This is a genomic window from Paenibacillus sp. MZ03-122A (genome assembly GCF_024213325.1).
Classification (GTDB): Bacteria; Bacillota; Bacilli; order Paenibacillales; family Paenibacillaceae; genus Paenibacillus; species Paenibacillus polymyxa_B.
Genome location: NZ_JANAVI010000006.1, coordinates 56,170 through 78,478, shown reverse-complemented (window position 1 = coordinate 78,478; position 22,309 = coordinate 56,170). Strand labels below are relative to the sequence as shown.

Below are 22,309 nucleotides of genomic sequence, written 5' to 3'. Positions count from 1 at the left end.
ACGAGAAGTTCAAGAGAGGGGGACAAGCATGAAAAAATGGATATTTCGCTACCGCTACGATATGGCGGCAATGATGTTGATGCTGATTGCGATTGTTGCATATCTTGCACCCATCTATGGACCAGGGCAAATTGTGTTTAGCGACATTGCTTTTGGAGCCACCTCTCATCGGTATCTGGAGGAAATAACCGGAGTATGGAACGAGCGATGGTCTACCTCGACCTTGTTCAATGCTCCACGTATCCTGTACATCTTGCCCTTCTATGGACTGTCACTCTTATTTGACGAAAGCGGCCCGGTCTTGCTCAAGTCGTTTATTACAGGCTTGTTATTTGTTTCGGCATTTTCGATGTATGCCTTTGCCAAGCGTCTGGTTAGCGTGTATTATTCACCAAGCTTTACGAAGACCCGTATTTTTGCCATCATGGTTGGCTCGTTGTTTTATGCGCTGAATCCGTGGGTTATTTTCCGCATTCAGCATATTTATTTGCTCTGTGGATATAGTTTGTTTCCGTTAATGCTGCGATTCTTTTTTAGTGCGGTGGACCCCAAATTTCAAATTCAACAAATAAAAAACTATCATCCCCACAAGTTGTATCAGCGGAACTGGATCGACCTGTTTCTGTTGGCTGCGGTATTCACCGTTAGTGCTGCGGCAATTCACTATTTTTTCTTCGGCATGATTTACTTGGGATTGTTCACCTTGTTGCTACTGATCAAACTAACCTGGACCCACCGAAAGGCTGGTCGCAGCTATTTGCAGCCGTTATACGGCAATTTTTTGCGTAAAGGGATCATTTTTGGCGTCTTTTTTGGTCTGCTCAGTTTTTATTGGTTGTCTCTATATGTCGGTAGCATGTTGATGGACGCTCAAGCGTCTCAGCATAATATCAACGTTGTGGATACGTTGTCTCTGTTCAGCCGCAACAGCAGTTTATATAACGTAGGTTATTTACTGAGCTATTGGTGGCCCATGTTTTCCTTGTCCTCACTGCCTAGCATGTTTTATATAGGAGGGGGATTTTTGTTGCTATTGATCGGGTATGCGATGGTGACACGTTCACATAAAAATCCGATTATTCTGATCTTCTCGCTACTTACGCTGCTGTTTCTGGTTGCAGCTACCGGGACGACGTTGCCATCCATCGCCAAGTGGTTTGTCATTTTGGTTACGAAAACCCCTGTGATTGGTTCGGTTTTCCGTGATCCTAACAAATTTATTGGACTGATTGCCCTTAATTTCGGGGTGTTGCTGACCTTTGGTGTCATTCAATTTATGGAATGGTTCGGATCATCCCCGTTGCAGCGTGTATATAAAAAGCTAGCAGTAGTTATCGTTGTCTTGTGCCTCGGGGTATATTTTGCTCCCTTGCGTACTCAGTTCATTGAGGGGTACTACAAGCCGGTACAAGTGCCGGAGGCTTATAGTCAAATGGCTGAAAAGCTGACTGACCCGGATCGTTACGATAGCAAGGCATTATACTTTCCGATTGCTGACAATATGATTCAGAGCTATAACGGAGTAGCCACGCCCAAATGGAATAAAGGGAAGACCGCAAACGAGAAGGCAACCGGAGATTTTCAGGTATACTCTTCTCCTAAAAATACGATCTTTCATCATGAGGGGAATGATCCCGGCATTACATACTATATGAATTTTCTGCAGTATGTTATGGACAACGGATTAAGCTCCCGGTTAGGCTGGCTGTTCTCTACCTTTGGGGTCAACCAGTTGGTCTACCATGATGAATATGTGGGCCAGGAGAAGCGGCAGGATTTCCACCTGTCTCAGCTGGAAGGTCAGACCGGGTTGAAACGTACGTACCAAAACGGGCTATTTTCCATATTCAATCTCGATCAGACACCGCCCTATATGAACATCCTTGCGAGTAAAATTGTAACACCTTACGGTTTTAGCCGACTGGAGAGCTACAGTCATCTGCCTGGTTTTGATTTTAACCGCTTTGGAGTGCTGTTCAGTGCGTTAAGGCCTGAGCTAAAAACCATCCAGACGATTAACAAAGGGGATTATGTGGAAGCGGCGTCCTTTAATGACTTGCTGTTGTCACAGCTTCCAGCAGAGGATTACTTACGGCCTTTTGATGCCATTGAGGATGGTAATGCCTTTTTAAAATGGTCCAAAACCTTTGCCTCGACCAACGATTGGTTATGGTATTTATCCTCCCAAAATATACGGAACTTTCCGTTCGATATGGAAATGGATGCAGGGATTGCGGTTACCTTTGCCAGTAAGAAGCTGGATGTGGCCCCGTATCAGATGAGCAGCATCGATGGGAAGACGGTCGTGGACTTTGATTCCATGTTGCGGACCGAAACCTTCTTCAAGCCGGATAATCCGCAGTTGTTCAGTGTGCAGGCTAATCCCCGTGAGGAATTGAATGATGTGCCCACTCTGCACGGCGAAATTATGAAGGGAGACCCGAGTAATATATGGCAGGTCGCTAGATCGGGTTTGCTGGAAGCCAAGGAAAATAATCCGTATCAGTTCCAAATTACTGTTTCTGGCCGCGGGACGAACAAAATGCATGTAAAAATGAGATTTTACGATAAGCAAATGCGTGAGCTGGGGGTTAGCTATGTTGTGGCGCCCTCGGAGGGATATAATTTTGACAGTGTGAAATTTTACGGGGAATACGTTTCGCCGCCAGGCAGCTATTGGATGCGAATGGATTTGTTAACCTTACAGCGTCCACAGCAAAAAAATTACTGGTGGATTCATGATATCCAGCTGCGTGATTTGGGGCAATACAGCAAGCCTAACACGTTTACGATGCACAAAAAACTGGATCAGCCTCAAACCTCGCATGTATATGCTAGAGTGTTTATGAATAAGGCAGGCGGGAAATTGCAAGTCACACTGCCCGACAAAGTGGTTAATATCAAAACTCAGGATGATGGCTTGAACCAATTCCAATGGGTCGATCTGGGAGTGCATGCCTTTCCCAAAGGAGATACCCCGGTCACGGTTAATAACCTGCAAGGCTTTAATGCGGTCAATCAATTTGCGATTGTGCCTGTGGATCAGCTAGATCAGCTATCTTTTCCCGTGGAGCAGGCATTAAAGCGGGGCAAGCTCTTTTTCACCTTGGAGGCAGAGAACGATTTTAACGCCGAAGGGAATGTGCAGACAGAACGTGCTTTACCGAGAGTTAGTATGGGGCGGGGAATCAGCTATCAGAAGGGAACGTTAAGCAGGGATGTGGAAGTCGCCAAAACGGGAACCTATGCCACAGCTATTTTGGCTAATCTCCCCGCCGGGTACCAGGGGTCATTAACGATGAAGTGGACGAATGAAGAGACTGGAGAGGTGTTGACCAGAACGATTCATACGGGGGAGTCGTATAAGCGGTTACCCGCTACCTCTTTATCCGAAACACAGGTTATTGAAACGGTGCCCAATCAGGATGGTTTTGCCAAGAAAATCATACAAATTCCCGGTCTGCTGAATGACTATGGTCGAGTGGAATTCAAAAATCTGTTCCTAACCAAGGGAAAGTATCACTTAACCCTTGTGCTGGACAGCCAAGTACCGTCATTAAGTAGTTTTGGAGATATTCATCGAATGGGCGGGCAGGAAGTGACGGTGATGCCTGGGGAGGATACGAAGGAATCATTGAGCACGACGGATGTCGGATGTGTGGCGGATATTCGACCTGGTCAGACGAATATGTCAATCAAGGACAAAGAACTGTCTATTCGTTACGCACCTAGCTATTCCTGTGACTGGAATATTTATGCGTCCAAGAAAATGAAGGCAGAGCCGCTGCAAGAGTATGCCGTGCAGTTGGATGCGCGATCAGAACAAATTGGAAGTCGGCATATGAAGGTCATTTTTTTGAATAAAGCGTCCCAGGTTCTCCAAACCTCCTATATTGATGAGGTGGAGGAAAGAGATAAGGAACAATGGAATCATTATGATCAAATTGTGAAGGCTCCGGCAGGAACCGCCATGATGCAGTTTCAGATTTTAGCGCATGCGCACAAGAAGCAGTCAGGCTTATTTCAAATGAAGCAATATTCCATCATCCCTTATCAAGCGATGATCACTGTGGATCAATTTACGTTGTTTGAGGGAACGGATATGGATACCTTTTTTATGGCTCCCCATGCTTCGGAAAGCATCCAGGCTACTCGTGAAAATTCCATGGAACGCAGTTTTACGCTATATAATCCAACGCATCAACAGGTGCTGATCCGGGAGACCGAATCACCCAATCCACTGTGGGAGTTCAGGCTGGGTAGCGAAAATCAGCGAGCCCGTCTGTCCGTCAATGGAGTGACTACCGGATTCATTACCGATGGTAACGGAAACGGGAAGGTCGTCGTTATTCTGGCTTCCGCCTACCGTTTCGGCTGGGTGCTGTTCCTCATAGGGATACTGGGTGGGGCAGCTTGTTTTCTTCCTTATCGGCGGTGGAAGAAGCGAAAACTTCCATAAAAAGCAAGCTGCTCTGTGGGGAAATGGGTAGCCATGATACAGCTACATCTCATATTTGTAGCCTCTGCCCCATACAGTACGGATGTGCTGAGGATTTTTAGGGTCACGTTCTATTTTTTTGCGGAGGCTTGAAATATGTACGTCGATAGTGCGATCCAGATAAGCGCCATCTCCGCCTTTGATCCGATCCATCAGCTCACTGCGGGTAAAGACTTTACCTGGATAGCAGGACATCTCTTTTATAATAGAAAATTCGATTTGAGTAACTTCTATTTCTTGGTCATCGACTAACAGACAATGACGGTAATCATTCACCCAAACCCTTACCTTTTTAATCTTTTGAGTTACCGTTTGCGATTCAGTGAGCATGTTGCGGCCGCAGCGGCGCAGCAGGGCTTTGATGCGGGCATTTAACTCTATCAGACTGAACGGCTTGCATAAGAAGTCATCTGCTCCGTCATCCAGAGCCTTTATTCTTATATTCAGCACGGTGTTATTAGAGATGACCAGCATAGGGACTGTGGTAAATTGACGGATTTGGCTGATCAGCGCACATTCGACTTTACCGGAAAACATCAGAGCGGTCACAATAATATCCGGCTTAAAACGCATAAGTGTAGGAATTGCAAGTTTAGAGTCATGAATAAGCTCGGTATGATAGCCTTCCTCCCGAAGATGAAGAGCAATCATATCTGCCAAACTTTTTTGATCTTCAATGACGAGTATTTTTATGGGCATGACTGACATCTCCTGTACAGACAAAGATACAATAGCATTGCATAATCATGTATTTGCCACGATAATACATACTTATGTATTCGGCAGAAATGCGAAAATTGAACAGTCCTATAATGTAAGAAAGTATTAATTTACAGGAAGAAGGTTGCATCTTTGCGAATGATTTTATTATCTGGAGGTTCGGGTAAACGTCTATGGCCCTTATCCAATGTGAACCGTCCCAAGCAGTTTCTTTCCATACTACGTCACGACGAACGGCCCGAAAGTATGCTGCAACGAATATGGAGGCAATTAGATGAGGCGAATTTGGCAGATGAGGCCTATTTTTCGACGAGTGGAACTCAGGCCGAGCTGATCCGGGGGCAAATTGGCGGAGGTGCTGTAGTCATTGAGGAGCCTACTCAGCGGGATACCTTCCCGGCCATTTCCCTGGCTACAGCCTACTTGCATGACGTTGCAGGTGCATCACGCGACGAGATCGTAGGGGTCATGCCTGTGGACGGGTATGCGGGGGATGAATTTTTTGAACATCTGCGCAGGCTTCCTTCAATATTAGAGCAATCAGGAAGCCATATCGCATTAATGGGGGCTGCTCCAACGGAGCCTTCTGATAAATACGGATATATTGTGCCTTCAGCCTCTTCTTCACTTGACCAGCCATATTACAGAGTTAGTTCATTTGTAGAAAAGCCGGATCTGATCCGTTCAGAAGCGTTGATCCGCGAAGGGGCCTTATGGAATTGCGGGGTGTTTGCTTTTAGACTGGGCTTTTTGTTGGATATTCTGGAGCAAATGGGTTTACCAGTCGACTACAATTCTCTTTCGACAAATTATGCAGACTTGCCTAAAACTAGCTTCGATATTGCAGTAGTAGAGCATACTCATAAGCTCTCCGTGCTTCCATATCATGGAGAGTGGAGAGACTTGGGTACATGGGATTCGTTGGTGCGGGAAGTAAGTTCGAAGCTAAGTGGCCCGGGATATATTTCAGAAGCTTCCCATGACTCGCATATCATCAATGAACTGGAGATTCCGGTTAGCATCTGGAATGTCCCGGACATTATTGTCGTTGCCGGTCCAGATGGCGTGCTGGTTACGGATCGACAGTCGTCAACAGGAATTAAGGATATGGTGGCGGAAATTGAAATCGGCCCGCGTTTTGAGGAGCGCTTCTGGGGAAAGCAAACTGTATTATCCCATCAACAGGCGGCAAGTGGATTGCAGACAGTGACCAAACGCGTGGTCATATCGAACGGAAGATTTATCAGCTATCATGAGCACCAGTACCGTAAAGAAGTTTGGACCATAGTTTCTGGAACTGGAAGTGTCTCTATCAATGGCGTGACACAGACAGTCAGCCCAGGTGAGGTTATCGTCGTAGAACCCGGTACAAAGCATTTTATAGGGGCAGTAGAGGGAGATTTAGAATTCATTGAGTCACAAATCGGACATATCGTATCCGAAACAGATATTATCCGATATGAATTTCCTGATTCGATTGACGACCATACTCTATGAAGTGTCTACAATATAGGGACTGATAGATATGAATGAGCGTTTATCAGAACGCAGTGAAGAGTAGGAGGAACTATTTTTTATTAGAGCTTGGAAGACCTTTGCATTCTTAAAAAAGGTATTCATGCGCTACGCGAATGAATACCTTTTTTGCATAAACAGTTCTTTGTGTTTGTAATAAAAGGAATAGAAAAGAGACTTATAAAATAATTTTCTTGGAAGTCAGCCACTCTTTTACGGCCTCCGTACTGAGGTCTCTTTTAGGTGTCCATTCTATTTTATCAACCAGTTTGCCGTTTCTGAATTCTGCAATGGTGGGGGTGTATTTTATGTTGTAATCCTCTTTGAATTTATTCCATTGGGACTTGTCCTTATGGATTTTGTGAACGTTCAAAAAAGTAATTTTAGAGCCTAGATTATACTGGTCAATCATCTTGTTAAAGTTAGGCTCAAACCGGTTGCAGTCGCCACAACTGGGTCTGCCGACATAGACAAGTACACTTCGATCCTGTTGAATTAAACTCTTAAAACTTTCAAATGTAACCGCATTCAAGTGGTCATATATTTCCGGGTAATTGCTTTTGCTCGCTTGGATTTCTTTGTCTTTTTGTTGAACAACCTGCTCTAGGTCTTGAAATTTAGCTACAGCTGAAATAGCGATACCAATGATAAGTAATACAATGACACTTAACCCGGCGATATATCCTTTTTTCACAGAAATCCTCCTTTTTTTACAATCTTACACTTACAGTAAATGATATTTCCATTTCTAGCTGTAACACTTGTCTCAATATGTATAAAAAAAGAAGCTTTCCATTGTTGGGAAAGCTTCTTTGGTCTGATAGTTAAAACGTTAGACCACAACAGTCAACAAGTAATCCTCACGCTTCACTTCAGTTTCCATTGTGTTCAACACATCCAGGTATTGAGCGGAATTTGTTACGATAATTGGTGTAGCTGTAGTATAGCCTGCCGCCTTAATTTGCTCTATATCAAATTCAAGCAACAGTTGTCCTTGCTTAACCACATCGCCTTCCTTGACGTGCTTGTCAAAGAATTGTCCTTTCAGCTTCACTGTATTCACACCCACGTGAATCAGAATTTCTGCTCCGTCATTGGAAGTAATACCGATTGCATGTCCGGTCGGGAATACTGTCGTAATCGTTCCATTGACAGGGGATGTCAGCACACCCTCTGTAGGATCAATGAGGATTCCTTTTCCCATAGCACCTGAAGCAAAAGCAACATCAGAAGATTGTTCCAAAGGCAATACTTTACCTTGCAGTGGGCTTACGAGAATTTCTTTCTCGATTGCCACTTCTTTCTTTACGGGTGCAGCTTCTGTTTTTGCAGTTTCTTCTTTTGGATCTTCAAAGCCCAAAATCATAACCAACACAACTGCGAGTACAAAGGCAACGAGCAAACCGATGACTACCCACAAGAATCCAGTTCCAAAATAAGTTGGCAACGCCAGTAAACTAGGCAGGGAGAAGGATTTTGCAGTCGCTCCGCCAGAAGCGATAATAGCGCCCCCAATACCACCGGAAATGCAAGCATAAATGAAAGGCTTTTTCAATTTCAAAGTTACACCATAAATCGTTGGTTCAGTAATCCCAAATACAGCTGCCAGTGTAGAGGAACCAGCCAAAGCCTTCATCTGGGTGTTCCGGGATTTCAGGAATACCCCCAGTGTTGCACCGGCTTGAGAAAGTACAGCTGCTGTAAGCATCGGAAGCATCGTGTCATAACCCAATGTTTGAATATTGGACAGCATGATAGGAACAAAGCCCCAGTGTACGCCGAAAATAACAAATACTTGCCAGAATGCTCCGGCAACAGCTCCGGCGATCAATGGGCTTAAATTGTATACCCATGTAAAACCGTTCGCCAAGCCCTGACTGATCAGGTTACCGACTGGACCAAAGGCCAAAAACGTCAACGGAACAACGACCAGTAGTGATAGCATAGGTACGATAATGTTTTTAACCGATTGATGGATAAAGGAATTGAACCAGCGCTCCACATAGGACTGTACCCATACCGCGAGAATAATTGGGATTACGCTGGAACTGTATTTAATTAAAATGATTGGAATCCCGAGAAAAGCCAGTTTTGCCGGATTGTCCACCGCTGCAATAACATCCGGGTAGACAAGGGCTCCAGCAACTGCGACAGATACAAAGGCATTTGTCTTAAATTTACGGGATGATGTAATAGCCAGAAATAGAGGCAAGAAATAAAATACACTGTCTGAAGCGGCGTTCAGAATCAGATACGTACCGCTTGTATTATCAATCCATTGGAGCGACAAAATTAAGGCCAGAATCCCTTTGAGCAAACCCGCCCCTGCAAGAGCTCCCAAAAGAGGAGAAAAAATGCTGGAAATGATATCGACCGCTTTTCCAAGGAAATTCGTTTTTTCGGAAGACTCTTCCTTTTTCGCATTTGGATTGTCAGCATCCTGTAAATTTGTTTCTGCCATCATATGCTCAAACACTTGACCTACATTGTTGCCGATAACCACTTGAAACTGGCCGCTGCTTTCCACTACGGTAATGACACCAGGGGTTGCTTCCAGTGCGGCTTTGTCTGCTTTTGTACGATCATTTAATTTAAATCTCAAGCGTGTAGCGCAATGGAATACCGAATTGACATTCTCTTCGCCACCAACGAGGGTCACTATTTTTTTAGATAGTTCTTTATCACTCATGTTCAGAACTCCTTATGGGTTATTCTTGCTACTGATAGGATTTACTGTTTACAGCTGTTGCTAAGATACGCCGGCGTGCATCTTTTTTTAAAACTTGTAAACAAGAAAAACCTAAACTCGTGGTGAAAACTACGCACTCTCTCCTATAGAGGAACGTCGATTTCACCATCAGTTTAGGTTTTGCCTGCCTTACCAGTCACAATCCATGAACGATGAAGGTATGAAGTTGTTAGTCTTATATGTTATTACGTTCAGTTACGCGATGAATATGGATAGTTAGATATACGTATTCATCCTTGCTTAAATATTGATCGTATGTTTTTTCCAGATACTCATTGATCTTTTGAGCACAAGCAAAAGCTTCGGTATACGTCTGCTTCACCTGGTTGTACAAAAATTCTTCACCACTGTGAATGACTTCTTTGCGAATCACTCGCATCGCAAAATATTGCAAATGTGTCAAAAATCTCGAATAGCTAAAAGAAGACTCATCCAGCACAATTCCGTAATGATACGTAATAATGTTCAAGATATGTTGGACAATCTCGGTCATTTTTAGTGTGGATTTCATTTCGTTACCGTCGATCCGTGCATTCACCACATGCAATGCAATAAATCCCGCTTCATCTTCGCCTAATTTTACTCCGAGCGTATTTTCAATTTTTTGGAGAGCATCCAGCCCAACTGCAAATTCTTTTTTGTAAAAGCGTTTAATTTCATACAGCATCGCGTTTTGGAGTGCCAGTCCTTTTTCTTGCCGTTGTATGGCAAAATGAATATGGTCGGTCAACGTTAAATAAATATTATCGCTTAACTCCGTATCCAATACTTCCGTTGCATGCTTTACAATTTCATTCACGACCTCCAGATGAGATACAGGAATATCGTTCAGCAACTCGGTTAGTTTGGCCGTGAACTCGTTTTCATTTAACATGAAAATCTTATCTATTTTATCATCATCGACTTGATCGCCAGCCACCTTTTTGAAGGAAATACCTCTTCCCATCACGATGACCTCTTTGCCTTTATCGTTTTTAGTCAATAGGACGTTGTTATTGAGCACCTTCTCAATAATCATTGAAGTTCCCCCTCCCATCCTTTACCAATAAAAAATGCCTAAGCACAATTCAATACTATTGTTAGCAATAGCACTCAATTGAACTCAGGCATTGCCCGCATCACCGGTCACAATCCTTCGATATAGTGCTATTGTAGCACAAAAAAAAGCGATTTCAACATATTTTATTCTGTTTCGACAAAAAATATTTCTTATCAAGGCCCTTTTGCCTAATTTGCAAGTACATCGTTACCTTATGTAGTCGTACGTTCAATGAGGCTGTACTCTAGCGAATGAAGCTTCATTTGGCGTCCCATCAGCTGAGGGGAAAGCATGAAAAAGGCATTTTGTGCTTGAGCCATGATAGGATTTTGAATCGTTGTAATCCCCAGCGTATGCGCCAAATCCGTGTTATCGAATCCAACAATTGCCAGATTTTCCGGTACGTTCAGTTTTTGTCTGCGTGCTTCGCAGAGAATGCCCACTGCTACATAATCGTTAGCACATAAAATAGCCTCTGGAAATTCGTCCGGATGCTGTAACAAATCCCGTACGACCTGTTCGCCATCACGGATATTATAAATAGAAGAGTGATTCCAGTGTTGCAACACTGGCAGATTGTGCTCACTCATGATCTGTTCGTAGGCTCGTTGTCTACTATGGGTATTAATACTGCTCGGACGGCCAAAAGCATTGGCTATACGAGTATAGCCTTTTTGTATCAAATGTTTGAGCGCTAACATATATCCTTCATACTGATCCATAGCGACGGAGCGAATATCGGTATGCTCCATTCGTTGCCACGACACGATCGGGCCATATTTGCAATAGGTGCTCAAAAAATCAGTGTCATTCACGCAGGAAATGATGACCAGCGCATCGACTCTTTTTCTTTTTAAATCCTCAAAGGCTTGAAGCTCTTTCTTTTTGTCTTCTCCCGAAGTATAAATAATGGTTTGAAATTCATTTTGGCCCGCTACTTCCACAAAGCTGTCCAGAAAAGCGAGAACAATTTCATTAATAGTTGAAGTAATGATACCGATCTGAAGCGTCTGACCCTTGGATAGAGAAATGGCATTTCGATTAGGAACATAATCTAATTCCTGCATGATTTTCAAAATTTTAGCTCTTGTTTCGTGACTAACATGGGGGGACTGATTTAATACTCTGGATACCGTAGCTTTGGAAAAGCCCGCCAGTTTTGCAATTTGATCAAGATTCGACATGGTGCTTCTCCTCACATAAGAAAAAATACTTGACATGAAACGCGTTACAACGATTAGGATGCTTATGAAGGCATTACGTCTATTTTAAGGTATCTGTCAATGCATTTCAAAGGAGAACGGTTATCGTTAGGTTGCATTGTTCGCTGAAATGGGCTTTAAAGTATTATTGTCACATTATGAGACACCGCTAGGTCTGACTCAGAAGTATAATGGCTGGCTGGGTCGTGAAGTCATAGCATTACGTAAATTATGCCGAAACAGTGTTTACACGCTATAAGGATAAAGTGAAATACTGGATGACCTTTAATGAAATCAATGTAATGACCATGAGCCCGTTCACCGGTGGCGGTGTGGTTATTGACCTCTGTGTATGACACGTATCGCATTGATTACTTGCGTCAGCATATTGCCCAATGAAGGAAGCGATTGCCGACGGTGTTGATCTGATTGGTTACACCAGCTGGGGTCCTATCGACCTTGTGAGCATGTCTACATCCGAAATGTCCAAGCGCTACGGATTTATTTACGTTGATCTGGATGATGACGGTAACGGAACGCTCAAACGCTCCAAAAAGGACTCATTTAACTGGTATAAAAATGTGATAGCAACCAATGGTGAAGAATTGTAATTCCATATCATCTCGGGCGGATATAGCAGAAGACATCCTAAGGATGAAATTTGCTATATCCGCTTTTTTGATAGACATAATAATATTTCAGAGGGCTTCACAAACTTTTCACTTGTAATAAGCTGAAAGTTTTCTGTATAATGAATAAAAATTTCATATGTCTGGTTGATGTTTGCGGGAGATGGAACGAAAGTTCCGACCGAAGGGGCAAAACTCTCAGGTGCTTAGGCTGATTACAGCAACAAGCGGGGACCGTAAACGGACAGAACTCTGGAGAGACCCTTAATTGGGCGCCGAAGGTGCACCGCAGATAACATCTGCTTAAACTCTCAGGCAAAAGGACAGAGACGCGAATAACCTGTGACAGGGAATACCCTAGGCTTTTTTATGAGCTATTAGAGGTAGTAACCTGCACAAGATGGTTGTATTTTTTCGTGCCTTTAACCTCTCCAGGAGTCGAATCAGCTGATTTGACTCTTTTTTGTTTTCTAATATGCTGGAGGAGCGGGTTGAAATGAATTTGGTACATGTATTGGAAACGATTGACAGCTGGATATGGGGAGCGCCGCTTCTTATTCTCGTAATGGGCACTGGGTTGTGGCTAACGATCCGTTTGAAGCTGCTCCAGGTTATTCGATTGCCTTTGGCGCTCAAGCTAATTGGTAAAGCGCCGGACGAAGGTAGCGGAGATGTAAGCAGCTTCGGAGCATTGAGTACGGCACTGGCAGCTACTGTAGGTACAGGAAGTATCGTCGGCGTGGCAACAGCAATCAAACTGGGTGGGCCCGGTTCATTATTCTGGATGCTGGTTGCAGCTTTTTTCGGGATGGCAACCAAATATGCGGAAGGATTATTATCTGTTAAATACCGTGTTAAAGACCGGAACGGACAATTTTCGGGTGGTCCGATGTATTATATTGAAAACGGACTTGGCCGCCGTTTCAAGCCGCTGGCGATGTTGTTTGCCTTTTCTGGTGTTCTTGTAGCCCTATTTGGAATCGGTACTTTTCCGCAAGTAAAGGCTATCGTTTCTTCGACGGAAAGTAGCTTTGGAGTGCCAACGGTAGTTACAGCGATCATTATTTCCGTGTTAACTGCTGTTGTTACGATTGGAGGACTCAAAAGTATTGCCAAGGTATCCACAAAGATTGTTCCATTCATGTCGGGGCTCTATATCGTAGTTTGCTTAATTGTACTCATTAAGTTTGCAGGAGAGCTTCCTCATGCGATTGCTTTAGTATTACAAGGGGCCTTCTCGACCACATCTGCAACGGGTGGATTTGCCGGAGCGACGATTATGTTGGCGATGCGAAGCGGAGTTGCCAGAGGTATTTTTGCTAATGAAGCCGGTTTGGGAAGTGCGCCAATTGCAGCAGCTGCTGCTAAGACGAAATGGCCTGCAGAACAAGGGCTGATATCCATGACAGGCGTATTTATTGATACGATGATTATTTGTAATCTGACGGGATTTACGTTGCTGGTTACGGGAATATGGAGTGGAAATGACGATGGAGGTCTGATGACCCAGCATGCGTTTTCCAGTGCCTTTCCGGCTGGTGCAGAGCTCGTGACGATTAGCCTTATTTTATTTGCATTTACAACGATACTGGGCTGGAATTACTACGGAGAACGTTGTGTTGAATATTTACTGGGTGTCAAATGGATTAAACCATACCGTTATCTGTTCATCGCACTTGTAGCAGGAGGTGCGTTCATCAAGTTGGAAGCCATTTGGTTGCTGGCAGATATCTTTAACGCAATGATGGCTTTCCCGAACCTGATTGCACTGCTCGGCTTATCAGGAATTGTAGTTGCAGAAACCCGAACCTATATGGATTCTCTGTATCCTAATAAGAAAAAGGGCATTCTTGCAGGTGCCAATGTAGGGGCTGCTATCCAAGTAGAAGAAAAAGGACAAACGATTAATTCATAAATTCCAAAAGGGAGTGCCCTCAGCCATCACAGGCTTGAGGACACTCCCTTTTTGATTTTTAAAGTGATGCGCGTAAAATAGCCATAATATATGCCTGATTCAACTTTTACCAAAGCCTCCATATTCCATTTCACCGGCTGCAATGTTTACGATTTTTTCTGATTGCTCATCATTAATATTGTAATCGACCAGGGTGGAAGGGGCACCGAGACTTGTCCAGAATGCACTCGGATGCGTCACCGCGCTGCCCCATACGTATTTTTCGTTCGTTTCTCAGTTGGTGATAACAGAATCCGGGTTCATTTCTGAACCGGTGGGGGCGAGTGTGTGGATGTTGCTGAATGGCAGAAGCCTGGGTCGGCATGTGCTTTTTGTTGATAACATCCGACACATCGCCGTCATCTTTAGCCCCTGCTGCAGTTCTTCAATTTGATGGTCTCCAAAATTAATTTGGTGGGGTTATAATATGTGAATTTGTTCATCTGGAAAGTTCCCCTCAGTTCATAGTTCATGGTCCAATCGTAACTTGCTTAACCTGATTGTCTGTCGAATAGCTGACTTCATCATGTAAGCTATTTGAAATGACGATTAACTATTAAACATGAAATGAATAAGGGTATTCAGGTAAATCTAATCTTTGACCGCTCCGGCGGCAAGATCGGAAATAAACTGGCGGCTAATGAAAAGAAACAAAATAATAAGTGGAAGTACAGCCAGCAGGGTGCCCGCAATGACCATCGCATAATCCGTATTGTAAATTCCGTTCAATTGTGACAGTGCAATCTGGAGCGTGAATTTACGCTCATCCGTTAAGACGATTAGCGGCCATAAATAATCATTCCAGGCTCCTATAAAGGTAAACGCGCCGAGAAAAGCGAACGCAGGACGTAGAATAGGCAGTGCTACATTCAAGTACAGTCGAAAAAAGCTGCATCCGTCCATCCGGCCCGCATCCAGCAGCTCCTTTGGAATGGATTCTTCCGCATATTGACGAATCCAGAAAATGCCGAAGGCATTTACCATCCCCGGGATGATAAGCGCTTTGAACGTACCTACCCATCCAAAGGAGGCCATCATGACAAAGGAGGGGACAAGCGAAAGTTGTGAAGGGACCATCATCGTAGCTAGCAGAACGATAAATAGCACTTTTTTGCCCGGAAAATCAAACTTGGCGAATGCAAAACCTGCCAGTGAATCGAAAAACAGAACCAATAGGGTAACAGAACTGGCTACAAAAAGGGTATTAAAAAAGGCTCCGACAAAATTAATCTGCTGTAATACTCTCGTTATGTTATCCAAGAAGTGGCTGCCAAACCACAATTGCGGTGGAAAACGGTAAATGTCTGAAGTGGTACGAGTTGCCATGACGATCAGCCAGTAAAATGGAAACATCGACAGGATGATTCCCACCAACAATCCGGCATATAAAACAAAGGATTTTGCGCGTGTCTGCATCATGTTGTGAAGCTCCTTCCCATCGTTATTTTTTACCTTGAACGAGTTTCCAGTTTATGATGGAGAATAGAGCAATGATGAGGAACATGCCCCATCCGACGGCTGCACCATATCCAAAATAGTTGTTAATGAACGACTCGCGGTACAGGTATAAAACGATGGTCATGCCACTTGCCCCGGAACCGCCGTCATTACCGACCAGGACCTGTGGCTCGGTGAAGAGCTGCATACCGCCGATGGTGGACGTAATGACAGTAAACAGAATGACTGGGCGCAGCATGGGGATAGTGATGCGGAAAAAAGCTTGCGCTCCGGTTGCCCCGTCTATTTTGGCGGCCTCATACAGCACATGCGGAATACTCTGGAGTCCGGCCAAATAGATGATTGCGTTATAGCCCATCCATCTCCATACGACCATAGAAGAAATGGCAATTTGGATACCCCATGGCACATTCAACCATTGAACCATGGGTAGTCCCAAGAGTTGCAGAATGTAGTTAAGAAATCCAAAATTGTTGGCAAATAAGGCACCAAATATGATGGCAACAGCCACAATAGACGTCACATTGGGCAGGAAGAATCCAACTCGCCATAAGGTGCGCATTTTCACAAAAGGGGCATAAAGCAGAAAGGCAATAATCAGTGCGAAGAATAGCATCGGAATCGTTGCATACACCCAGATCACAAAGGTGTTGCCTACAGCCTGCCAAAATTCATTGTCTGTTACAAGGTAGCGAAAGTTGCCCCAGCCGTTGTAGGTCATGTCTCCGATCCCGTCCCATTTGTGAAACGCCAGGTATAATGAAAAGCCAATCGGAAACAGTCCAAAGATGCCAAACAGCAGATAAAACGGCGAGATCGCAGCATAAACGGCACGGTGCTTCCAGATTTCTCTCAGCATATTGTCCACACGCCTTTTTTGAATTTTGTTTTTTTACCGCTGTAATTCCCGTTCGATTCGATCCATGGTTTCCGTCCATAATATATCGGGATTGGCATCCTGCTTGGCGACATTAGCAAGGCGACGGGTCACAATGCCGTGGATGACAGGATAGCGCTCGCCGAAATAGCTGCTTTTCACATGACGTGCGGAGGTAGCAAAGATGAGTCCGGTGGCCTGACCACCAAAGAAAGGCTCGGGTGTCTCCATGATAGGATCGTCATAGACGCCGGGAGTGGACGGGAACAGTCCGATTTTGTGGTAGGCTTCCAGCTGGTGTTCCGGGTTTTGCAGCCAGGTCAGGACTTCAAAGGCTTCTTTGGGATGTTTGCTGGATTTGAGGATAGAAATGAAAGAACCACCCAGGTTGCCGTCTCCTCCAGGAGCACGGGCGACTCTCCATTTGCCCGCTGTATCCGGCGCGGCCTCTGTGAGAACTTGCTTCATCCAGATAGCCCCTACAAAAGAGGCAATTTTGCCGTTATTGACCGAAGCGTTCCATTCGGGAGTCCAGCCATCCGCATTGGCGAGCAGATGCTTCTTGTGGAAATCGACAGCGGTTTTCCAGCCCAGACGGATATCAGGAGATTGATTGCCGATATAGCTGCCATCCGGCTTGAAGTAGAGGTTTGTGTGCTGAGCGAGTACCTGATTGTAAACGTTTACAATATTATCAGCCAAAAATGAACGGCTTCCGAATTTCTGCTGAAGTTGTTCTCCGGCTGCCATGTAATCATCCCATGTGCGGATGGAGGCACTAACCTTTTCAGGATCACTAGGCAAGCCTGCTTGTTCAAACAGATCACTTCGGTAGAAGAGGGCGGTAGGCCCGGTATCCATGGGAAATGCAATCATTTTACCATCAGGAGTGATCCCTTGATTCCATTTCCATTCCAAATATTGATCCTTCAAGCGGTCTGCTCCGAGTTCCCTTAAATCATAAAAACGATCCGCACTGGGGAACAGCTCCACCATCCAATCGTTCAGAGCTACGATGTCTGGTTCACCGGAACGAGCTGCGAGCGTTGTCTTCAGTTTGGCTTTGAAGTCACCGCCTATTTTTTGAGTTTTTAATTCAATGTTGGGAAATTGTTTTTCCGCCTGAGCGAGTAGTTCATCGTCAATGGAACGGTTCCAGTACCACAATGTAAGCGTTATCTTTTTTCTGTTTGACAAATTAGTTTCAGATGATTGACTTTCAGAGGACGAGGGTTCACTACAAGCACTGAACATCGTGAGAAAAGCAAGACATAATACCAGCCATTGTACTGTCTTCACATCATTTCCCTCCTTGCTGTCTGAGATAATCTACCTGCCTAACAAGTTGTAAATGGTTTAGCTCCATCATATGAAGCTGTTACCCATTTATGTGCATTGCCTTAACCAAAAACAAAAAATTTGAAACGTTTATTACTAAAAAAAAGCACGCGCGTCTGTTATATGAAGAACGCACGTGTTTAAGTTAGGGATTCAGCCTATGACATCAGCCGCTGTATTTCATCTTTCAGAATTTCGGACCGAGTTCCGAAAATAACCTGTAGAGTACCGTTACCAAGCCTAATGATTCCCGACGCTCCGAGCTGCTTGAGAGCTTGATCGTTAACCGCTTTGTCGTCTTTGACGACAAGACGCAGCCGCGTGATGCAGGCATCAATGCTTTGGATATTGTCTGAACCGCCGAGATAGGTTAGTATTCTGCCTGCCTGACTGGACTGAGTGTTGGATGTGGTGCTTGCCTTTCCATCGGATATAGTTTCGTTAACGTCAGACAGGAGACTGTCTTCTACATCATCTTCACGCCCAGGAGTTTTTAGGTTGAATTTGAGAATGATAAATCGGAACAGAAAGTAATAGATGAGGGCGAAGACAAGCCCGACCGGGATCATTCGCAATGGGTGGGTGGAGAGTTTCATATTGACCAGATAGTCAATGAGTCCTGCTGAAAAAGAAAAGCCAAGTTTGACATCCAGTAGGTATACGACCAAGCCACTTAGGCCTGTCAGCAGAGCATGAACGCCGTAAAGTAATGGTGCAATGAACATAAACGAAAATTCGAGGGGCTCGGTAATTCCGGTCAGGAATGATGCCAGCGCGGAACCGATGAAGATGGAAGCGACGGCTTTACGTTTTTCCGGTTTGGCGGTATGGATGAATGCGAGGGCTGCTGCTGGCAGCGCGAACATCATAATGGGGAAGAAGCCGGACATGAATATCCCCGCCGATGTATCGCCTGCAAAAAAACGCGTCAGGTCACCATGAACGACCTCACCGGCAGCATTGGTGTAGTCACCAATTTGAAACCATGCGATGGAGTTCAACACATGATGCAAACCGACTAAGATCAGCAGCCGATTGGCAATCATGAATACCATTGATCCGATTCCGCCAAACCCAACAATCCAGTTGCCGAAGGCTGCAATCCCATCTTGTACCGGACTCCAGATCATACCGAGCAGAATGGCCAGAATCATGGTCGTGAAGGCGGTGATCATGGGGACAAAACGTTTGCCTGAGAAGAAGCCAAGCCAATCCGGGAGCTGAATATTGTGATATTTTTTAAACAGAAAAGCAGACCATCCACCGATAAAAATACCCCCCAATACGCCCATGTCCAGCTTGACGTCGTCTGGAATATATGCAAATATACCCGGCACTGCCGCCAAAATACGGGTCAGCACCATATAGGCAATGACTGCCGATAATGCGGCTACTGCGTCGCCTGCCAGACCAATGGCAACACCAATGGAGAAAATGAGCGCAAGGTTACCGAAGATGGCCCCCGCCCCCTCGTTCAGAAAAGGAGTGATATAATGATTCAGAAATCCGCCAACTCCGGGACCAAGTGGTATATCCGTTTCATAATTAATCAGAGCTAATCCTTGCAAGATCCCTGCAGCGGGTAGAGTGGCTACTGGAAGCATTAACGACTTGCCGATTTTTTGCAGAAATTTCAGCATAACATTCTTCCCTTCTTCATCGAGTTTGGGAGTGTCGTATTCATCCTGAAATCCTCACATTAAACCATTTTTTCACATCATAAATCGGAGAATCTAACATGGTCAACGATTATTTTAAGCTATGAAGAAACGTAAATCCGCAGTTGACATCGCTTACATGCTTATATAGTATCAAATTTAAGTTAATAATCGTGACGGAGACAAGAGAGCCACGCAGACATCCCATGGTACAGCACAGGGTTGGTTTGTGATGGCTTTTCTTTTTTTGTGCGATGAAAGCGATCAAAATCGGATGATCTATTGAGGAGGTAGGTTGTATGTCGCCATACGCAGCCGAATTCATAGGGACAATGATTCTTATTGCCTTAGGTGGCGGAGTGTGCGCAGGGGTGTCCCTGAAAAAGTCATTTGCCCACGCTTCCGGCTGGATTGTGGTCGGAATGGGTTGGGGGCTCGCAGTAGCTATTGCGGTGTATGCAGTGGGTCAAATCAGCGGAGCGCATTTGAATCCGGCAGTTACACTGGCGTTGGCATTTCAGGGTAGTTTTCCATGGCAAGATGTTCCCGGCTATATTGTTGCTCAGCTTCTTGGGGCCATGGCGGGTGCAGTGATCGTTATTTTGCATTATTGGCCCCACTGGAAAGAGACGGAGGACACAGCAGCCAAACTCAGTGTATTCGCGACAGGACCAGCTATTGATCATCCGTTTGGCAACGTGCTTAGTGAAATGATAGGTACTTTCATCTTTGTTCTTGCTTTACTGTCGTTTGGCGCCAATTCATTTACAGATGGTCTGAAACCGCTGATTGTTGGTTTTTTAGTTGTCAGTATCGGTTTATCCCTTGGAGGCACAACGGGCTATGCCATCAATCCAGCGAGGGATTTTGGGCCGCGTCTGATGCATTATTTACTACCGATTCCCGGTAAGGGGGCGTCCAACTGGAAATATGCATGGGTGCCCGTTATAGGACCGCTATTGGGGGGATCTTTCGCAGGGCCATTTTATCAGGCCGTTTTTAAGGGGAGTGTGACTCCGGCTTTTTGGATTTTGCTAGGGGTCATCGTGGTTGTACTCTTGATTACCTTCCGTATGAGTCGAACTTATAAAAATCATAAAATGGATCACAAACTTACAGCGTAAAAACGATGGATTTACACGGGGAGAGATAAACAATGGGAAAATATATTTTGTCACTAGATCAGGGAACGACAAGCTCAAGAGCGATTTTGTTCAATAGCGAAGGAGATGTAGTGTACTCGGCTCAGCGAGAATTTCCGCAGTATTTTCCTCATCCCGGCTGGGTAGAGCAGAATGCGAATGAAATCTGGAGCTCTATTCTCGGGGTCATTGCCTCCTGTCTTTCCGAATCCGGTGTAAAAGCAAATCAAGTGGCTGCCATCGGCATTACCAATCAGCGAGAATCGGTGGCTGTATGGGACAAAAATACAGGAGTGCCCGTGTATAACGTACTCGTATGGCAATCACGCCAAACTTCGGACATCTGTGAAGAATTGAAGCGGCAAGGGCACGAGGAGCTTTTTCACAGCAAAACAGGCCTGTTGATCGACCCGTATTTTTCGGGCACTAAAGTAAAGTGGATACTGGACCATGTGGAGGGCGCGCGGGAAAAGGCGGAACGAGGTGACCTGTTATTCGGTACGATAGACTCGTGGCTGATCTGGAAACTATCCGGCGGAACGGCACATGTAACGGACTACTCCAATGCAGCCAGGACGCTGATGTACAACATTTATGAACTAAAGTGGGACGAAGAGCTGCTGGACATTCTGGGTGTTCCGAAAATCATGCTACCTGAGGTAAGACCTTCTTCCGAGGTATATGCGCACACTGTGGATTATCATTTCTTTGGTCAGAATGTACCGATCGCCGGTGCAGCAGGTGACCAGCAGGCAGCCTTGTTTGGTCAGGCATGTTACGAAAAAGGGATGATCAAAAACACTTACGGCACAGGCTGCTTCATGCTGATGAATACGGGGGATCAACCAGTGGAATCCAAGCACGGCCTGATTACGACCATCGCTTGGGGACTGGAGGAAGGCAAAGTGCAATATGCACTTGAGGGGAGTGTGTTTGTAGCGGGGTCGGCGATCCAGTGGCTGCGAGACGGGCTGCGTATGTTCCGTGAGGCGAAGGACAGTGAACCTTATGCCGCCCGTGTTTCGTCTACGGAAGGAGTGTATCTTGTACCCGCTTTTGTCGGACTGGGCAGCCCCTACTGGGATAGCGAGGTGCGCGGAGCGATGTTCGGTTTGACACGCGGGACCACGAAGGAGCATTTTATCCGCGCCACATTGGAGTCACTCGCTTATCAGACCAAGGATGTGCTTACAGCCATGGAGATTGATTCAGGTATTGCAGTGAAATTGCTGCGGGTGGATGGAGGAGCTGTGTTGAACAATTTTCTGATGCAATTCCAGAGCGATATTCTGGATGCAACAGTGGAGCGGCCAGTTATCCATGAGACGACGGCACTGGGAGCTGCATGTCTGGCAGGTTTGGCTATTGGATATTGGAAGAGTACGGATGAACTTCGCAAGCGGGTGAGGGTGGAAACCTCTTTTGCCCCGAATATGGATGAAGCAACACGTGAAAGCTTGTATGAAGGCTGGAAAAAGGCTGTGAATGCGACGATGGCCTACAAGTAATAGATTAAGCGATGGGTCTCTG

General features: G+C 45.1%; 16 protein-coding genes, 2 pseudogenes and 2 riboswitches. Of the genes and pseudogenes, 7 read left to right on the top strand and 11 right to left on the bottom strand.

The features are described 5' to 3' along the window. The first annotated feature begins 28 nt into the window (after positions 1-28). The gene (locus NLX74_RS14590; RefSeq protein ID WP_254329145.1) at positions 29-4,459 is read left to right on the top strand and encodes a nucleoporin NDC1; all 4,431 of its coding nucleotides are present in this window, start codon (positions 29-31) and stop codon (positions 4,457-4,459) included. 42 nt (positions 4,460-4,501) lie between these two features. On the opposite strand, the gene NLX74_RS14585 is transcribed toward NLX74_RS14590, so the two are convergent. Continuing rightward, positions 4,502-5,197: a response regulator transcription factor gene (locus NLX74_RS14585; protein WP_254329144.1), complete on the bottom strand. Its 696-nt coding sequence runs from the start codon at positions 5,195-5,197 to the stop codon at positions 4,502-4,504. Between the two features lie 159 nt (positions 5,198-5,356). Here NLX74_RS14585 and NLX74_RS14580 point away from each other — a divergent pair, with 159 nt between their 5' ends. Further along, positions 5,357-6,715 carry a sugar phosphate nucleotidyltransferase gene (locus tag NLX74_RS14580; RefSeq protein WP_254329278.1) on the top strand — a complete coding sequence of 453 codons (1,359 nt, stop codon included), beginning with the start codon at positions 5,357-5,359 and terminating at the stop codon, positions 6,713-6,715. A gap of 196 nt (positions 6,716-6,911) precedes the next feature. On the opposite strand, the gene NLX74_RS14575 is transcribed toward NLX74_RS14580, so the two are convergent. From NLX74_RS14575 to NLX74_RS14560, 4 genes are all read right to left on the bottom strand, one after another. Beyond that, positions 6,912-7,427, bottom strand: a complete 516-nt coding sequence (locus NLX74_RS14575; protein WP_254329143.1) for a thioredoxin family protein — start codon at positions 7,425-7,427, stop codon at positions 6,912-6,914. A gap of 138 nt (positions 7,428-7,565) precedes the next feature. Beyond that, entirely contained in the window at positions 7,566-9,422 is a 1,857-nt protein-coding gene (locus NLX74_RS14570; RefSeq protein WP_254329142.1) for a beta-glucoside-specific PTS transporter subunit IIABC, read from the bottom strand. A gap of 235 nt (positions 9,423-9,657) precedes the next feature. Next, positions 9,658-10,500, bottom strand: coding sequence for a BglG family transcription antiterminator LicT (gene licT, locus NLX74_RS14565; protein ID WP_235308579.1), 843 nt, complete (start codon positions 10,498-10,500; stop codon positions 9,658-9,660). 233 nt (positions 10,501-10,733) lie between these two features. Then, complete coding sequence (locus tag NLX74_RS14560; RefSeq protein ID WP_254329141.1) at positions 10,734-11,705, bottom strand: LacI family DNA-binding transcriptional regulator; 972 nt, start codon at positions 11,703-11,705, stop codon at positions 10,734-10,736. Positions 11,706-11,965: 260 nt separating this feature from the next. Between NLX74_RS14560 and NLX74_RS26015 the strand changes: the two genes are divergently transcribed. The 3 genes and pseudogenes from NLX74_RS26015 to NLX74_RS14545 all read left to right on the top strand — a co-directional run bounded on the left by NLX74_RS26015 (position 11,966) and on the right by NLX74_RS14545 (position 14,267). Beyond that, positions 11,966-12,079 carry a family 1 glycosylhydrolase gene (locus NLX74_RS26015; protein ID WP_235308581.1) on the top strand — a complete coding sequence of 38 codons (114 nt, stop codon included), beginning with the start codon at positions 11,966-11,968 and terminating at the stop codon, positions 12,077-12,079. Next, a pseudogene (locus NLX74_RS26010) lies at positions 12,069-12,334 on the top strand (family 1 glycosylhydrolase); the annotation flags it as partial. The gene NLX74_RS26015 and the pseudogene NLX74_RS26010, both read left to right, overlap by 11 nt. Before the next feature lie 165 nt (positions 12,335-12,499). Beyond that, positions 12,500-12,576: riboswitch (glycine riboswitch) on the top strand. An 18-nt stretch (positions 12,577-12,594) separates the two neighbouring features. Further along, positions 12,595-12,689: riboswitch (glycine riboswitch) on the top strand. 159 nt (positions 12,690-12,848) lie between these two features. Then, positions 12,849-14,267, top strand: a complete 1,419-nt coding sequence (locus tag NLX74_RS14545) for an alanine/glycine:cation symporter family protein (RefSeq protein WP_254329140.1) — start codon at positions 12,849-12,851, stop codon at positions 14,265-14,267. Positions 14,268-14,366: 99 nt separating this feature from the next. Here the strand turns inward: NLX74_RS14545 and NLX74_RS26005 are convergent, their stop codons facing one another. The 6 genes and pseudogenes from NLX74_RS26005 to NLX74_RS14520 all read right to left on the bottom strand — a co-directional run bounded on the left by NLX74_RS26005 (position 14,367) and on the right by NLX74_RS14520 (position 19,619). Then, positions 14,367-14,507, bottom strand: a complete 141-nt coding sequence (locus NLX74_RS26005) for a hypothetical protein (protein WP_483311652.1) — start codon at positions 14,505-14,507, stop codon at positions 14,367-14,369. A gap of 36 nt (positions 14,508-14,543) precedes the next feature. Further along, positions 14,544-14,685, bottom strand: a pseudogene (locus NLX74_RS26000) (NADH-dependent alcohol dehydrogenase); the annotation flags it as partial. Positions 14,686-14,897: 212 nt separating this feature from the next. Then, positions 14,898-15,725, bottom strand: a complete 828-nt coding sequence (locus NLX74_RS14535; RefSeq protein ID WP_250260565.1) for a carbohydrate ABC transporter permease — start codon at positions 15,723-15,725, stop codon at positions 14,898-14,900. 22 nt (positions 15,726-15,747) lie between these two features. Continuing rightward, positions 15,748-16,623 carry a carbohydrate ABC transporter permease gene (locus tag NLX74_RS14530; protein WP_235308586.1) on the bottom strand — a complete coding sequence of 292 codons (876 nt, stop codon included), beginning with the start codon at positions 16,621-16,623 and terminating at the stop codon, positions 15,748-15,750. Between the two features lie 33 nt (positions 16,624-16,656). Further along, on the bottom strand, positions 16,657-17,940 hold the full coding sequence (locus NLX74_RS14525) for an ABC transporter substrate-binding protein (protein WP_254329139.1): 1,284 nt from the start codon (positions 17,938-17,940) through the stop codon (positions 16,657-16,659). Positions 17,941-18,137: 197 nt separating this feature from the next. Beyond that, positions 18,138-19,619 carry a PTS transporter subunit EIIC gene (locus NLX74_RS14520; RefSeq protein WP_254329138.1) on the bottom strand — a complete coding sequence of 494 codons (1,482 nt, stop codon included), beginning with the start codon at positions 19,617-19,619 and terminating at the stop codon, positions 18,138-18,140. A gap of 317 nt (positions 19,620-19,936) precedes the next feature. On the opposite strand from NLX74_RS14520, the gene NLX74_RS14515 reads away from it, so the two are divergent. Then, complete coding sequence (locus NLX74_RS14515; protein WP_250260568.1) at positions 19,937-20,761, top strand: MIP/aquaporin family protein; 825 nt, start codon at positions 19,937-19,939, stop codon at positions 20,759-20,761. Between the two features lie 32 nt (positions 20,762-20,793). Continuing rightward, complete coding sequence (gene glpK / locus NLX74_RS14510) at positions 20,794-22,287, top strand: glycerol kinase GlpK (RefSeq protein WP_061828827.1); 1,494 nt, start codon at positions 20,794-20,796, stop codon at positions 22,285-22,287. Positions 22,288-22,309: the final 22 nt, after the last annotated feature.

Excerpts from the sequence above, each read along its gene's own strand:
- NLX74_RS14590 (WP_254329145.1), top strand. The coding sequence starts at position 29 with ATGAAAAAATGGATATTTCGCTACCGCTACGATATGGCGGCAATGATG.
- NLX74_RS14585 (WP_254329144.1), bottom strand. The coding sequence starts at position 5,197 with ATGCCCATAAAAATACTCGTCATTGAAGATCAAAAAAGTTTGGCAGAT.
- NLX74_RS14580 (WP_254329278.1), top strand. The coding sequence starts at position 5,357 with ATGATTTTATTATCTGGAGGTTCGGGTAAACGTCTATGGCCCTTATCC.
- NLX74_RS14570 (WP_254329142.1), bottom strand. The coding sequence starts at position 9,422 with ATGAGTGATAAAGAACTATCTAAAAAAATAGTGACCCTCGTTGGTGGC.
- licT (WP_235308579.1), bottom strand. The coding sequence starts at position 10,500 with ATGATTATTGAGAAGGTGCTCAATAACAACGTCCTATTGACTAAAAAC.
- NLX74_RS14560 (WP_254329141.1), bottom strand. The coding sequence starts at position 11,705 with ATGTCGAATCTTGATCAAATTGCAAAACTGGCGGGCTTTTCCAAAGCT.
- NLX74_RS14545 (WP_254329140.1), top strand. The coding sequence starts at position 12,849 with ATGAATTTGGTACATGTATTGGAAACGATTGACAGCTGGATATGGGGA.
- NLX74_RS14535 (WP_250260565.1), bottom strand. The coding sequence starts at position 15,725 with ATGATGCAGACACGCGCAAAATCCTTTGTTTTATATGCCGGATTGTTG.
- NLX74_RS14530 (WP_235308586.1), bottom strand. The coding sequence starts at position 16,623 with ATGCTGAGAGAAATCTGGAAGCACCGTGCCGTTTATGCTGCGATCTCG.
- NLX74_RS14520 (WP_254329138.1), bottom strand. The coding sequence starts at position 19,619 with ATGCTGAAATTTCTGCAAAAAATCGGCAAGTCGTTAATGCTTCCAGTA.
- NLX74_RS14515 (WP_250260568.1), top strand. The coding sequence starts at position 19,937 with ATGTCGCCATACGCAGCCGAATTCATAGGGACAATGATTCTTATTGCC.
- glpK (WP_061828827.1), top strand. The coding sequence starts at position 20,794 with ATGGGAAAATATATTTTGTCACTAGATCAGGGAACGACAAGCTCAAGA.